At 69.0% G+C, this 14151-nt stretch carries 11 protein-coding genes; 5 read left to right on the forward strand and 6 right to left on the reverse strand.

Going from position 1 to position 14151, the window contains the following annotated elements; genetic code table 11:
• Positions 1 to 17 precede the first annotated feature (17 nt).
• From VF697_RS32645 to VF697_RS32655, 3 genes are all read left to right on the forward strand, one after another.
• Complete coding sequence (locus VF697_RS32645) at positions 18 to 179, forward strand: hypothetical protein (protein ID WP_331101123.1); 162 nt, start codon at positions 18 to 20, stop codon at positions 177 to 179.
• 14 nt (positions 180 to 193) lie between these two features.
• Positions 194 to 1321 (forward strand): sensor histidine kinase, encoded by a 1128-nt coding sequence (locus VF697_RS32650; protein WP_331101103.1) that lies wholly within the window; start codon positions 194 to 196, stop codon positions 1319 to 1321.
• 128 nt (positions 1322 to 1449) lie between these two features.
• A complete protein-coding gene (locus VF697_RS32655; protein ID WP_331101105.1) occupies positions 1450 to 3966 on the forward strand; it encodes an ATP-binding protein in 2517 nt (838 codons plus the stop codon).
• Here VF697_RS32655 and VF697_RS32660 read toward each other — a convergent pair.
• The 4 genes from VF697_RS32660 to VF697_RS32675 form a co-directional block, all read right to left on the reverse strand.
• Entirely contained in the window at positions 3953 to 5281 is a 1329-nt protein-coding gene (locus VF697_RS32660) for an N-acetylmuramoyl-L-alanine amidase (RefSeq protein ID WP_331101107.1), read from the reverse strand. The genes VF697_RS32655 and VF697_RS32660 overlap by 14 nt on opposite strands.
• Positions 5282 to 5610: 329 nt before the next feature.
• Positions 5611 to 7074, reverse strand: coding sequence for a helix-turn-helix domain-containing protein (locus VF697_RS32665; protein WP_331101109.1), 1464 nt, complete (start codon positions 7072 to 7074; stop codon positions 5611 to 5613).
• Positions 7071 to 7430 (reverse strand): hypothetical protein, encoded by a 360-nt coding sequence (locus VF697_RS32670; RefSeq protein ID WP_331101111.1) that lies wholly within the window; start codon positions 7428 to 7430, stop codon positions 7071 to 7073. The genes VF697_RS32665 and VF697_RS32670 overlap by 4 nt, the downstream gene beginning before the upstream one ends.
• Before the next feature lie 174 nt (positions 7431 to 7604).
• Entirely contained in the window at positions 7605 to 8366 is a 762-nt protein-coding gene (locus tag VF697_RS32675; RefSeq protein ID WP_331101113.1) for an SDR family oxidoreductase, read from the reverse strand.
• Positions 8367 to 8450: 84 nt separating this feature from the next.
• Here VF697_RS32675 and VF697_RS32680 point away from each other — a divergent pair, with 84 nt between their 5' ends.
• Positions 8451 to 9629, forward strand: coding sequence for an acyl-CoA dehydrogenase family protein (locus tag VF697_RS32680; RefSeq protein WP_331101115.1), 1179 nt, complete (start codon positions 8451 to 8453; stop codon positions 9627 to 9629).
• Between the two features lie 16 nt (positions 9630 to 9645).
• On the opposite strand, the gene VF697_RS32685 is transcribed toward VF697_RS32680, so the two are convergent.
• Together VF697_RS32685 and VF697_RS32690 are read right to left on the reverse strand one after the other, a co-directional pair.
• Entirely contained in the window at positions 9646 to 10272 is a 627-nt protein-coding gene (locus VF697_RS32685; RefSeq protein WP_331101117.1) for a hypothetical protein, read from the reverse strand.
• A gap of 11 nt (positions 10273 to 10283) precedes the next feature.
• Positions 10284 to 11699: a hypothetical protein gene (locus VF697_RS32690; RefSeq protein ID WP_331101119.1), complete on the reverse strand. Its 1416-nt coding sequence runs from the start codon at positions 11697 to 11699 to the stop codon at positions 10284 to 10286.
• Positions 11700 to 12307: 608 nt separating this feature from the next.
• Between VF697_RS32690 and VF697_RS32695 the strand changes: the two genes are divergently transcribed.
• Positions 12308 to 14151, forward strand: a 1844-nt coding sequence (locus tag VF697_RS32695; RefSeq protein ID WP_331101121.1) for a PAS domain-containing protein, incomplete at its 3' end; no start/stop codon positions are given.

Here is a 14151-nt window from a genome sequence, read left to right on the forward strand (position 1 = left end):
CCGCCACCGCCGCCGAGCTGGCGCGCCAGGCCCCTGCCGTCATTCGTGGCAACGCCTCGGAGGTGCTCGCGGTGGCGGGTGAGGCGGGGGCCACGCGCGGGGTGGACGTGTGTCCGGGAAGGGCGCGTGCGCGCCGCGGAACTGGACGAAACGTGAATTTCGCGGTTTCCTCGCCTTGAGGAGGAATTGAGGGATGACCGGTCCGGTGACGGAGGTGAAGGAGAGCGCCGCGCGCCTGCTCTTCGTGGCGGGCGAGAGCGAGGCGCAGCAGGTGTTGGAGCGGCTGCGGGGGACGGGACTGGACGTCGTCGCGGAGCGGGTGTCCACGCCGGAGGCACTCCGGGCGGCACTGGAGCGTCCGTGGGACCTGGCCGTGTGTGGGGCGGGGCTGGCGGGGCTGGACTTCCGGCAGGTGGCGCCGCTGCTGCGCGAGAAGGCTCCCGCGCTGGCCTTCCTCGTCCTCACGCCGAAGTGGGACGAGGCGGAGCTGAGCGCGGCCCTGGCGGCGGGCACCCAAGGCTACCTGGACATGGGGCGGCTGGCGCAGGTGGGGCTGGAGGTCCAGCGCGAGGTGCGGCGGGCCGTCGAGCGCCGGGAGCAGCAGGGGACCGTGGAGCGGCGCCAGCGCAGCAGCGAGTTCCTGGCCGATCTCAACCATGAAATCCGCTCGCCCCTCAACGCCATCATCGGCTACTGCGAGCTCTTGATGATTGAAGAGGGCAGCCGCCTGACGGCGCCCGGGCGGCGCGACCTCGACATGGTCAAGAAGAGCGCCCAGGCGCTGCTCGCGCTCATCAACGACGTGCTGGACCTCATCCGGATCGGCGCGGGGCGGATGGAGGTGGTGGGGGAGGTGCTGAACTTCCGGGAGCTGGCCGAGGAGTGTGCCAGCACGGTGCGCGAGCAGCTCGAGGGCAAGGACGTCGAGCTCACCACGGACATCGCCGAGCAGGTGTACCTGCTGCGCACGGATGAGCTGAAGCTGCGCCAGGTGCTGCTGCACCTGATGTCCCACGCGGCGGGCTCCACCGCGTCCGGCTCGGTGGCGCTCACCGTGCGCGCCGAGGGCCACGACGCCGTCTTCACCATCGAAGACACGGGAGGGGGCATCCCCGAGGAGGAGCTCCCCTTCCTCTTCGAGCAGTTCCGCCGGGTAGGTGACTCCAAGGGACGCAAGGCAGGCAGTACCGCCCTGGGGCTGGTGCTCTCCCAGGAGCTGACGCGGGTGCTTGGCGGCTCGCTGGCCGTGCGGAGCACCCTGGGGCGCGGCACCACCTTCACCGTGCGCCTGCCCTGCCTCGTCGAGGACACGGCCTCCTGACGAGCGGGCCTCGGGCGGATCGCACGGACACGCCGGAAGTGTTGGAGGAGGGTGGCGGCTGGGCTAAGGCCGTACCCGCCAGTCCCCCCTGGCAGGAGCGTTGGTCGGGTGACGCTCAGGAGCCCCCCATGAATCACGAACACCCTACCGCCGAGGCCGGAGGCGCTGGCGGAGGTTGGCTGCAGGATCTCCTCACATGGATGTTCGGCGACATCTGGTACATGCCCCACGGGCACTGCTACCTCTGGCAGCCGCCCCTGGTGTGGATGCACGTCGTGTCGGACTTCCTCATCGGCGCGGCCTACTTCTTCATCTCCCTCACCCTCTACTTCCTCGTGCGGCGCATCCGGCTTCCCTTCAGCGGGATGATCCTCGCCTTCGGCGTCTTCATCGGCGCGTGCGGGCTGACGCACTTCATGGAGGTGTGGAACGTCTGGGAGGCGCACTACTGGCTGGCGGGCGGGGTGAAGGTGGTGACGGCCGTGGCCTCGGTGCTCACGGGCGCCTACCTCGTGCCGCTCCGGGGCCAGGTGGCCGAGCTCGCGAGCGCCGCGCGGCTGTCCGAGGAGCGGCGCACGCAGCTCGAGTCCAAGAACAAGGAGCTGGAGGTCCTCTACGCCCGGGTGAAGGAGTCCGAGGACCTCAAGTCCCAGTTCTTCGCCAACCTCAGCCACGAGCTGCGCACGCCCCTGGCCCTCATCCTCGGGCCGGTGGAGAAGCTGCTGGACGGCGGAGCGCTCACCGACACCCAGCGCAGGGACCTCGAGACGGTCTCCCGCAACGCGGAGCTGCTCCTCAAGCACGTCAACGATCTGCTGGATGCGTCGAAGCTGGAGGCTGGCAAGCTCTCGGCCCAGTACAGCCAGGGGGACCTGGCCCTGCTCCTGCGGCGCACCTGTGGGTTCTTCGCCTCGTTCGCCACCGATCGGCAAGTGGCCCTCATCGTGCAGACCCCCGAGTCGCTCCCGGGCCCGTTCGACGTCGAGAAGCTGCAGCGCGTGGTGCTCAACCTGCTGTCCAATGCCTTCAAGTTCGTCCCTCCCGGTGGGCAGGTGCGGACGACGCTGGACCGGCGTGACGGCTGTGCGCTCCTCTCGGTGGAGGACAGTGGCCCGGGGGTGAAGCCGGAGCTGCGCGACGCCATCTTCGAGCGCTTCCGGCAGGCCGAGGGGGGCGCGACGCGGCGGTTCGGCGGGACGGGCCTCGGGCTCTCCATCGCCAGGGACTTCGTCGCGCTGCACGGCGGCCGCATCTTCGTGGAGGACTCTCCGTTGGGGGGAGCGCGCTTCACCGTCGAGCTGCCGCTGACTCCTCCCGAGGGCGTCGCCATTCAGCCGCTGCCCGTCACGGCGGAGGCCGCGATGCTGGAGAGGGCCGCTCGCGAGGGCCTCGAGACGCTTCACGAACCGTCAGCCGCCGCCGTGCCTGCTTCCCCAGCCAACCCCTCCCACCTCGCCCTCGTCGTGGAGGACAACGTGGAGATGCGGCGCTTCATCTCGGACACGCTCGGCACCGACATGCGCGTCATGACGGCCGACAACGGGCGCGAGGGCCTGGAGAAGGTCCGGGCGCTTCGGCCCGATGTGCTCGTGACGGACATGATGATGCCCGAGATGAGCGGCGACCAGCTCCTCCGCGCGGTACGCGCCGACAGCCAGCTCGAGGACCTCCCCATCATCCTCCTCACGGCCCGGGGGGATGACGCGCTCAAGGTGGCCCTGCTGCGCGAGGGGGCGCAGGACTACCTCACCAAGCCCTTCCATCCGGAGGAGCTCCGGGTGCGGGTCCACAACCTCGTCGTCATGAAGCGCGTGCGCGACACCCTGCGGCAGGACGTGACCGCCAGGACGAGCGACGTGGAGGAGCTGGCCCGGGAGGTGACGCTCCGGCAGCGGCAGCTCGAGGCCGCGCTGGCGGCCACCACGCTCGCGCGCGAGCAGGCGGAGCAGGCCAGCCTCGCCAAGAGCACCTTCCTGCGCCTCGTCTCCCACGAGCTGCGCACGCCGCTGACCGCCATCCAGCTCCACCTCCAGCTCCTCGGGAAGAGCCGCGACCCGGCCGCGGCCCTCGAGAAGTTCAGCCGCTCCTTCAAGCGGCTGACCGAGCTCGTCGAGTCCGTCCTGGAGTACACGCGCATCGAGAGCGGGCAGCTGGTGGTGAAGAGGGAGCGGCTGGACGTGGTGGGGCTCGCGCACGAGGTGGTGGAGGAGCTGCTCCCTCAAGCCCAGCAGAAGCTCTTGCGCCTGGAGCTGTTGCCGGCGCCGGCCGTGCCAGAGCTGGAGAGTGACCCGCGGCTCATCCGCCTCATCCTCATCAATCTGGTGGTGAACGCGGTGAAGTACACGGAGCGGGGCTCCGTCCAGGTCGCCGTGGGACATGGGGCCGAGGGGCACTGGCTCTCCGTCCAGGACACGGGGCCCGGCATCCCCGAGGAGGTGCGCGAGCGCATCTTCCAGCCCTTCGAGCAGCTCGAGTCCATCACCCACAAACACACGCCCGGCATGGGGCTGGGCCTCGCCCTGGTGCGGGAGCTGGTGGCCGTGCTCGGAGGACGCATCCGCGTCGAGTCCACCGTGGGGCAGGGGAGCACGTTCACCGTCGTGCTCCCGGCCCCGGGGGAACGTCAGGAGCTCAACCCCGCTTGAGGATCTCCATCAGGTGGAAGTCCTGGATGTGGGGGAGGAGCGCCGCGGCCTGCTCGCGGATGGCGGGCAGGCGCTTGTGGACGTTGATGCCCGGGCAGGCGGTGCGCACGCAGCTCGCGCCACGGCCCCAGTCCCGGTGGCCGCAGATGCGGTGGTTGACGAGCTGCGGACGGCACGAGGCGCTCGGCTTGGGATAGGCGGCCTGCTCCAACGGGTTGAGCCCCCAGTACGCCGACTGCAGCGCCGCCATTCGCATCGCGCTGTCCAGGGCCTCGGCGGTGGGCTCGCCCCCCTGCGGGACGTTTGGCGCGCCCGGCTCGAACTGGCCCAGCAGGCAGATGCCGGTGTTGTAATGGTTGTAGCGTGACACGTGGCCGCCCTCGGTGGCGTGCCCGCCGCCGCGGCCCTGGTACACGTTGCCGTACTGGTCCACGAGGTAGTGGTAGCCGACGTCGCCCCAGCCCAGGGTGATGGCGTGGTAGTACCAGACGGCCCGCACCGTCGCGACGGGGTTCTCCGGGTTGTTGGCCCACGCGGTGTGGTGGATGGTCACGAACTCGGTCGGGTACACGCCGGCGTAGGGCTCCCAGTAGAGCGGCGAGCCCGGCGCGAAGTCGGTCGGGCCCCAGCCGTTCGGCCCGTCACGCAGGATGAGGCGCGCCGTCGGCGGGCCACCGTTGCCCACGCGGAAGGGAATGGCGTGTCCGCGCGCATCGAGGTCCTCCAGGCGCGGCGAGTCCAGCGCGTCGATCTGCGTGGCCGTCACGCGGCGGACGACCGGGGACAGGCGCGCATCGCTCGTGCCCAGGGTGATGCGGTACTGCAGGGCGCTGGCCCGGCCGAACTCCACCGCGTCCGTGAACGTCTCGGCGCCGGGCGGGCTGTCCTCGTCGCCGCGCGCCTCCAGCACATGGCCCACGGGCGTCCAGGGGCCCCACTGGGTGCCGTCGAGGCTGCCACGCACCTCGAGCTCCAGCGTGGTGCCCTCGGGCAGGTCCGCCACCCAGTGCATGCCCACCATGTTGAACCAGCCGGTGGACTGGAAGACCTCCGAGACGAAGGTCCGGCTCTGCTCGAAGGAGCCGTCCGCGGTGCGCCCGAGCTGGAAGTCGCCTCCCAGCTCCTCCGGGCCAGCCGTCACGGTGCTCCCGTCATTGCGCGGCAGCGAGTGCCAGTCCTGGGCGCGGATGCCCGCGGCCGCGGCGGCGAGCCGTGCGTTGGCGACGGTCTCCCCACCCAGGAGCATCGCCCCCAGGGCCGCTGAGCCTTTGAGAAAACCGCGACGACCGAGCAACACAGACTGGTGCTTGTGCATGCCATCCTCCGTGGGGACCGACTCCGCCGTGTCTCTGTTCCCGTGGGACTCAACCGGAACGCGAGGGGAGGGTAGTGACGGAAGATGAGAAAGTCACGCGAAAACGGTTTTGCCCGTCAAGCTGGGTAGGCCGGCCCGGCCGCGTTCCGGCGCACCTTCCGCCGACAGACCGGGGAGACGCCGCGCGCGGCGTACGCGCTCGAGTCTCCGGGAAGTCGAATCGCGGCGCGACACCCGCGCGGGCTGAGAACTCAAGCGCCGACTTGCTTGGGGGGGCCGACGTCATCAACCCAGCCTCCCGGGCACTTGGAAGGCACGTCTGGAGCAGGTCAACGTGATGCAGCGCCAAGAACCAACTCAACGGCATTGCCGTCCGGATCCCGTACGACGCATACATTTGGTCCCGGCGAGCGCTCCACGAATCGCGGTCGTTCGCTCAACATTCTAGCAGAGAGAAGCTCTTGGATTACATCATGGGTCGACGGAAGCTGAAGCCCTAGCCTTATGCTCCCAGGCACAGCCTTGTTCGTACAAGGGTAGAGTTCGAAGACCGTTCCAAGCATCGAGCAGGAGTAGTGCAGCGGGCCCTCCCCGTGACGTTCCGGCCGGAGGCTCAATCCAAGGTGCTCATAGAACGCCCGCGATCGCTCCAAGTCGTTCACACGGATAACGAGCAGCTTGACTTGGGGCGACGACTCTCTTTCTCGGGTCCCCTCGATGTGGCCAGCGAGGTATGCGAAGGAGCGCTCCTCAGGCGGAGGATGCGTGCAGTCGCGGTGTCTACAGCCGAGAAGGCTCGACACCGCAGCACCCATCCCAGCGTCTTCACCAGCCTGAGCCGCAAGCCATCCAGCGACGACATCCGCCTGAAGCTCTGGATGCGTGAATTGGCGATAGGGCAGCTCGGCGCAGAGCGAGTTGCCGTCCACGAAATGGCCGATTTCATGTGCCAACAGGTGGCGAAGGACGGAACGGAATCGAGCCGTCGCGGATGTGTCCCGGCTGATCGACGTCCAGCTCTTGAACGTCACCGCTTCGGAGAGTTGCCACGCCTTGATGGGATCCAGGGCGATGCTTCCTACGCAGAGGTCGCTCTTCGCCAGCGAGTGAGGGGAACAAGCGAGGAGCACCACGGATGGGGCGGAGACCCGCCATCGCGATCGGACGAGCGAGTCGCAGTGCTTCAGCCATGTCTCGCACTCACTGATTGCGAGTGGCAAGCGCGGAGGATTGCCGAGCGGCAACCCCGACTCTACGTGGTCACAGGCGGCACGATGACGTGGTGGCTCGCCTGACCCAAATAACCGAACCGTCTGGCCCGTCGCTGTACGGACGGTGATTTCCAGCTCTGCGCCGAGTGCAGCCACATATCGGCGGAGGGAGCTAAGTGTAATGTCTTCTCGTCGCTCCAACCGTGACACCGCAGCTTGCTGCACTCCAAGCCGCTCGGCGAGCTGTTCCTGCGTGACGCCCACGAGTGCCCGCAGTTCTCGGAGCACGACGTCTTGAGGGGGGATTGTAGGGGCCTTCGTGCGAAGGAGCACGAGCAAACGAGCTGTGGCGCTCTCCCGGTCCTCATAGGTTTCATCTGGGCCTTCGCCGTACCCATCGGGAATCGCGCTGGCGCTGATACCGAAACCACGGCGAGGTGACCACTGCACCGCCACGACGTGGTCGTTCCGCTTGGCATCTAGCCACCACATGCCCTCCGGATTTCGCGGCCGGCGCAGCCTCGTCCATGTCGATGGAAGTGCCTGCTCAATGTCTCGCTGAAGGATCTCGATGGGGTTCATGACCACACTCCCTTTCCATCTGCACCGGGCTTTTCGATGAGTACCTCATCCCGCTTCACATCGCGGATTTCGAAAGCTCCGTTTTCCGCGATGAAGGTCTCGTGGCCGCGGTGGCGGTACGAGGTAACACCCGGGTACCCGTCCACATCAGCCGCGGAGTCATCCTGGGCGGGGTACATCCGACCATCCGTACGCCAGTTATCCGGGTTGAACACGGCACCGGACAGCTCGTCCTCAACGGCGATGAGGGTCTCGTCGATCTGCGCTCGAGCCTGGTCATGGTTCTCCGCAGCGGGCAGAGAGCTGAGGCGCCGAAGAAATTCCTGGAGGCGCATTGCCTTGGGAAGCGACGTCACCGGCCATTCCTCCTATGGAATATTCTAGGGACGGAATGTAGGATTGCAAGCGCTAGCGACAAGGGTCTGAAGCAGCCGTACGGACGAATGCTGACACAGCAGGCGGCAGCACCACAGTACGCATAAGAGGAATGGGGCAATGACGAGGGCAGCGGGGGAGCAGAGAGGCTGGGCTCACCCCGCCTCGCCACCGTCGATGGTGTAGGCCGCGCCGGTGATGCTGGCCGCCGCGTCCGAGGCCAGGAAGAGGCACAGGGCCGCGACCTCCTCGGGCTGGATGACCCGGCCCATGGCATTCATGTTCGCCAGCGCCGCGTGCGCCTCCTGCTCCGAGCGGCCCGTGCTCTTCGAGATGGCCGCCTTCGCGCCCGTGAACATGTCCGTCTCCGTCCAGCCCGGGTTGACGATGTTCACCGTCACGTTCTTGCGCGCCCACTCCACCGCGAGCGCGCGCGTCAGCCCCAGCAGCGCGTGCTTCGAGGCGCAGTAGGCCGACGTGTACTTCGCCCCTCGCGTCGCCGTGATGGAGCCGATGTTGATGACCCGGCCCCCGCCCGCCGCCGCCATCGCCGGCATCAGCTCGCGGCTGAAGAGGAAGGGCGCCGTCACGTTCACCGCCATCACCTTCTGGAAGTCCTGCGTGGACGTCTTGTTCAGCGGCGCCGACACGGTGATTCCCGCGTTGTTCACCAGCACCCGCGGCGTCCCCGCCTCCAGAATCCGCTTGCTCGCCGCCAGCACCGCCGCCTCGTCCGCCACGTCGATCGCCAGCGGGCGCACCGCCCCCCCTGTCTCGCGTGCGAGCGACTCCAGTGCGTCCGCCGCCCGTGCCAGCGCCCACACCTCGTAGCCCTCCTTCACGAAGGCCTGCACCAGGGCCCGACCGATACCGCGGCTCGCGCCCGTCACCACCGCTGTCTTCTTGGAAGTCGTCATGGCGCCGCAGGATACCCGGCCCTCGTTCGTCTGGCCCGCCCGGTGATACAAGCACCGGCCGCCCCCACCCCTGGAGGACGCCCCATGCCGCGCGCGGACATCACCGATCTCTTCCGCCTCGATGACCTGCTCTCCCCCGAGGAGAAGGCGGCCCGTGACACCGTCGCCCGCTTCGTCGACACCGAGGTGCTGCCCATCATCGGCAAGCACTTCCGCGAGGGCACCTTTCCCTCCCACCTCGTGCCTCGCCTGGGGGAGATGGGGGTGCTCGGCGCCAACCTCCGCGGCTACGGCTGCGCCGGGATGAACACCGTCAGCTACGGCCTCATCCTCCAGGAGCTGGAGCGAGGGGACTCGGGGCTGCGCTCCTTCGCCTCGGTGCAGGGCTCGCTCAGCATGGTCCCCCTCCACGCCTACGGCAGCGAGGAGCAGAAGCAGCGCTTCCTGCCCGGCATGGCGCGCGGGGAGCTCATCGGCTGCTTCGGCCTCACCGAGGCGGACTTCGGCTCCAACCCCGCCGGCATGCGCACCCGCGCCCGCCGCGACGGGGACTCCTGGGTGCTCAACGGCTCCAAGATGTGGATCACCAACGGCACCGTCGCCCACGTGGCGGTGGTGTGGGCCAAGACGGACGAGGGCGGCCCCGAGTCCATCCGCGGCTTCCTCGTGGAGAAGGGGATGCCCGGCTTCTCCGCCCGGGAGATTCCAGGGAAGTTCTCCCTGCGCGCCTCCACCACCAGCGAGCTGTCCTTCCAGGACGTCCGCGTGCCGGACGGCAACGTGCTGCCCGGGGTGACGGGGCTGCGCGGGCCCCTGTCCTGCCTCAACAACGCGCGGATGACGATCGCCTTCTCCGTCACCGGCGCCGCCATCGCCTGCTTCGAGGGGGCTCGCGAGTACTCGCTCACCCGGGGCCAGTTCGACAAGCCCATCGCCGCCTACCAGCTCACCCAGGAGAAGCTGGCGGACATGCTGCAGGAGATTGTCAAAGCGCAGCTCCTCTCACTGCGGCTGGCGCGCCTCAAGGACGAGGGCAAGGTGACGCCCGTGATGGTGAGCCTCGCCAAGCGCAACAACGTGAAGGCCGCGCTGGAGATTGCTCGCGTGGCGCGGAGCATCTACGGCGCCAACGGCATCACCGACGCCTACCCGCCCATCCGCCACATGCTCAACCTGGAGAGCGTCTACACGTACGAGGGCACCCACGAGGTGCACACGCTGGTGCTCGGCAAGGCCATCACCGGCTACGACGCCTTCAGCTGAGCGCCTCCCGCCCTCTTCACAGGATGATGCAGTCGAGCCCCTCGAGGACGGCCCGGAGCTCCTCCGGGGTCGTCTCCATACGCTTCGCCACGGACGGCGCGTGGTACGTCAGGGCCGTCGCGGACGCCGGCTGACGACCCAGGCCCGCCACGATGACGCTTCCAAACAGGGCAGGCCACTTGAGTCGGCTCAGCTCGGCGGCGCTTCCGATGGGGTCCGCGAAGGTGAAGCACGGCCAGCGCGGCAGCCGAAGCGTGAGCGGATCGCAGCCGTGGAACCGGCAAGCATCGAGCCGGGCCTCGGAGAAGTCGCAGTCCTTCACCTGGCCGTGCTCTCCCCCGGTGCTGTACCCAGGAAAGGGCCCGAAGTCGCAGCCCATCATGCGCCCCTTGAACCGGCAGCTTTCGAGGATTGCACCCACCCAGCCCCGGTGGTTCCTCAACTCCTGCTTGAACTCGACAGTGCAGTCGATGAGGCGAGGCTGATGGATGATCAACCGACTGGCCGGCACACGCACGATGACCGTACACCGGCGCAGCGTCAGGTTCGGGCCCATGCAGACGAGTTGGTCCGGCTCGCCGGCCAGCTCCACCCGCTCGTCTTCAATCTCTCGGTTCTCGAAAAAGATGTTGCCCGGCCACATCCCCGTATCCCTCAGAAGAAGATCATTCGGAAGAATTCGGTGGCCATGCGCCGGCCGTGGACCGCGAAGTTCTCCCTCGTTCCGGAGAGTACCTCGTATTTGAGCCCCCCTGGTCGCGGGTCCATCGCATCGACTCCCTTCGAGGACCACTTGAGCTGAAGGAACTCCTCCTTGAGCCGAGCGTTGACCCATCGCCCACGTGCCAGGGCGTCCAAATGCCGGGCGCTGTCAGGGTTGCCCGCGGCGAGTGCCCGATCGATGGCATCGGTCTCCGCAGGGGTGCGATGCTGCTTTCCCCACTGCCGGGCAATGCGCTCTGCCGCCGCCTGGAGATCGTCCCCCAGCTTGTCCTCGGCGGGGATGTCGTGGAGGTCCTTCCCTCGCGGGAGGTGCCACCGCTGACCGTTGCTCAGGACGACCTGTCTGTTGCCGCCGTGGTGCTGGATGTCGATAGTGCCGGAGTGACCCCCAGGTGCCCCTGCCGTGCGTGCCGCGTTGCTCTGGTGGAGCATGGCCAGGGCGATGGGGGCCTGGGGCGATGTGACGACCGCGAGCACGCGGCTCGCGTCCGCCGCCACCTCCACCGCGGCGACCTCCTGCACGGCCACCGTCACCGGCGCCCGGAAGCCCTGGGCCGCCCACTGCGCCTGCACCAGGTTGAACCTCGGCAGGGAACGCACTCGTGCCGCCACGTCCCCGAGCGTTCGCCCGCTCAACGTGGCCACGGCCAGGAGCATCGCCCGGGCCGCATCCGTCCCAATCAACTGGCCGAACTCCTCGCCCGCCTCACGCAACTCCGCGAACGTGGTGGCCTCATGGGCCCGGTGCGCCAGGGTGGCCCACCCGTCCATGAGTCCCCACACCGCATCCACCCCCAGCCATGCCACGAGCAGCACGGAAAGCGTGGCGGCAACTGCCTTCGTGCTCGGCTCGGGAACGAGCCAGAGGGTGAGGTACAGCCCGGCGGCCCACACCAGGGAGGAGAGCACCGCCTGGGGGCTCAATTCCCGCCCCAGGGCCTCGCGCGTCTCGTCGAGCACGTTGCCGAAGGCCAGGGCGAGCGCCAGCGTGCGCCGGTCGTCCGTGCGCAGGTAGGGCCCATCCGTGAAGAGCCCCAGACAGTCGCCGCCGCCGCGCTTCTCGCACCAACCCAGATACTTCTCCCGAAGGGCTGCCTCCACCTCGGGAACGAGCGGGCCTTTGTCGGTGAGGGGCACCAAGCCGAGGACGCGACCGCGGTACACCTCGGCGAGCAGCTCCTCCTCTGGCATGGCTTGGAGGAGCCGGTGTGCTGCCTCCTGAGGCGTCCCGTCCACCTGGAGGCGGCCACCGAGCTGTTGCACCGCCCGCTGAAACTCCGCCCGTGTGACCCCCACCACCCGGGTGGAGCCGTGAGGCTCGAGCAACTCCACCTGGACGACAACCACGGGCTCGAACCGAGGTGGCGCCGGGCGGGACTCCTGCTCCTTCGCCGCTGGTGGGGGCGTTCGAGAACGCTGGCTCCTCGCGAGCTGCTCGCCCATGGGGGCGTGAGTGGCACAGGCCGCGTGGAGGAAGAGGACGATCAGCCCCAGGGTACCCGCAGCCGCCCACCGAGGTGGGCCCCGCGAGTTCTCCCGTCGAGCCTCGACCTGCGTACCGACGCCCTCCCTCGCCCAAGGACTTCGGTACTTCCTCGTCATGACAGTGGCCTTTTTCCAAGTGCAACAGCCCTGGAGAATAGGGCACCAGACCGCCTACCCATCAGGGGGCGCCCTTCGCGTCTGTCCGAGCAGGGTGGCTCAGGCGCGGCAGGAACTCCCTCACTTCTGGACGGCCAGCTTCGGAAACGGCCCGAGTCGAAGCCCGGGACCGCCATCCTCGAGTTCTCCAGGGCCGCGGTCTTCATCGTCGACGAGTTCCGTTGAGGCGAAGCCCGGCTCCCTCCCTGGAAACATGAGAGGAACTCAACCGCTCGCGTGCCTGGTCGTCGGGCGATGGGTGGGAACGCCGCGGGGCGGCCTGCCTGTTTCCTCACTCCGTCAATCTGCCCGCCATGCCTCCGCCGACCTCTCCTGACTTCCAGCAGCTCTTCGAGAAGAGCCCGGGTGCCTACCTCGTCCTCGCACCGGACGCGGACTTCACCATCGTGGCGGTGAGCGACGCCTACCTGCGGGCCACCCTGACCACCCGCGAGGGCATCGTCGGTCGCGGCCTCTTCGAGGTGTTCCCCGACAACCCGGCGGACCCGCAGGCCAGCGGCACGCGCAACGTGCGCGCCTCGCTCGAGCGGGCCATGGCCACGCGCGCGGCGGACACCATGGAGGTGCTGCAGTACGACCTCCGGCTCCCCGAGTCCGAAGGCGGGGGGTTCGAGGAGCGCTACTGGAGCTCCTCCAACACCCCGGTGTTCTCCTCCGATGGCCGGTTGCTCTACCTCATCCACCGCACGCAGGACGTGACGGACTTCGTGCGCCTGTCCCGCCTGGGCGAAGAGGAGCGGGAGCGCGCGGCGGTCCTCCAGCGCCGCAATACGGAGATGGAGGCGGAGGTGCTGCGTCGGGGCCTGGAGTTCCAGGCCGCCAACAAGCAGCTGCGCGAGGCGGTGCGCGCCCGGGACGAGTCCCTCTCCCTGGCCGCCCAGGCCCGCTCGGAGGCCGAGCGCCAGCGCGCCTGGCTCCATTCGCTGTTCATGCAGGCGCCCAGCGCCATCACCATCCTGCGCGGGCCCCGCTACGTCATCGAGCTGGCCAATCCCCTGGTGTGTCGCATCTGGGGCCGCCGCCCCGAGCAGGTGCTGGACAAGCCCCTCTTCGAGGCCCTCCCCGAGGTGGCGGGCCAGGGCCTCGAGGCGCTGCTGGGCCAGGTGCTCGCCACCGGGGTGCCCTACGTCGGCACGGAGCTGCCCGTGAAGGTGGCGCGCCTGGAGGGCGGGGCCATCGAGGACGTGTACTTCAACTTCGTCTACGAGCCCATGCGCGACAGCCAGGGCCACGTGGAGGGCATCATCGTCGTCGCCTCGGACGTGACGGAGCTGGTGCGGGCGCGCCAGCGCTCCGAGGCGCTCGCCGCCCAGGAGGTACACGCCGCCGAGGAGCGGCTCCGTCTGGCGATGGAGGCCATGGAGCTGGGGACGTGGGACATGGATGTCACCACGGGCGCGGTGGTGTGGGACGGGCGCATGCGCGCCCTCTTCGGCCTGTCGGCGGACGCCCCCGTGGATTACCCCACCTTCCTCTCGCGCGTGCACCCCGAGGATCGCGAGCGCGTGGACCTGCTCGTCCAGGAGGCCCTGGCGCCCGGCGGCACGGGGGCCTACGCCGCCGAGTTCCGCACCGTCCCCCAGGAGGGCCAGCCGGCGCGGTGGGTGGGCACGCGGGGCCAGGCGCACCGCGATGCCTCGGGACGTCCCATCCGCTTGCTGGGCACCGGGCAAGACATCTCGCCGCGCAAGGTCTTCGAGGCCGAGGCGATGGCGCGCACCGCCTTCGAGCAGCAGCTCATCGGCATCGTCTCCCATGACCTGCGCAACCCCCTGAGCGCCATCCTGCTGGGGGCCCAGGCGCTGCTGCGCCGCGAGGAGCTGGGAGAGCGTGAGGTGAAGAGCATCCTGCGCATCCAGTCCTCGGCCGAGCGCGCGGTGCGCCTGGTCAAGGACCTGCTGGACTTCACCCAGGCGCGCCTGGGCGGGGGCCTGCGCGTGGAGCGCCGGCCGATGGACCTGAGCCGCCTGCTCGCGAAGACGGTGCCGGAGCTGGAGGCGGCCCACCCCGAGCGCACCATCGAGGTGCGCCAGTCGGGCGACACGCGAGGCGAGTGGGACGAGGACCGCATCGCCCAGGTGGTGACGAACCTGGTGGCCAACGCCCTGAAGTACAGCCCGCCGGACAGCCCCGTGCG

Source organism: Archangium sp., assembly GCF_036388035.1.
In the GTDB taxonomy this organism is placed as follows: Bacteria; Myxococcota; Myxococcia; order Myxococcales; family Myxococcaceae; genus Archangium.

What these genes read in the sequence shown, in the direction of transcription:
- VF697_RS32650 (WP_331101103.1), top strand. Translation starts at nt 194, where the DNA reads ATGACCGGTCCGGTGACGGAGGTGAAGGAGAGCGCCGCGCGCCTGCTC.
- VF697_RS32655 (WP_331101105.1), top strand. Translation starts at nt 1,450, where the DNA reads ATGAATCACGAACACCCTACCGCCGAGGCCGGAGGCGCTGGCGGAGGT.
- VF697_RS32660 (WP_331101107.1), bottom strand. Translation starts at nt 5,281, where the DNA reads ATGCACAAGCACCAGTCTGTGTTGCTCGGTCGTCGCGGTTTTCTCAAA.
- VF697_RS32665 (WP_331101109.1), bottom strand. Translation starts at nt 7,074, where the DNA reads ATGAACCCCATCGAGATCCTTCAGCGAGACATTGAGCAGGCACTTCCA.
- VF697_RS32675 (WP_331101113.1), bottom strand. Translation starts at nt 8,366, where the DNA reads ATGACGACTTCCAAGAAGACAGCGGTGGTGACGGGCGCGAGCCGCGGT.
- VF697_RS32680 (WP_331101115.1), top strand. Translation starts at nt 8,451, where the DNA reads ATGCCGCGCGCGGACATCACCGATCTCTTCCGCCTCGATGACCTGCTC.
- VF697_RS32685 (WP_331101117.1), bottom strand. Translation starts at nt 10,272, where the DNA reads ATGTGGCCGGGCAACATCTTTTTCGAGAACCGAGAGATTGAAGACGAG.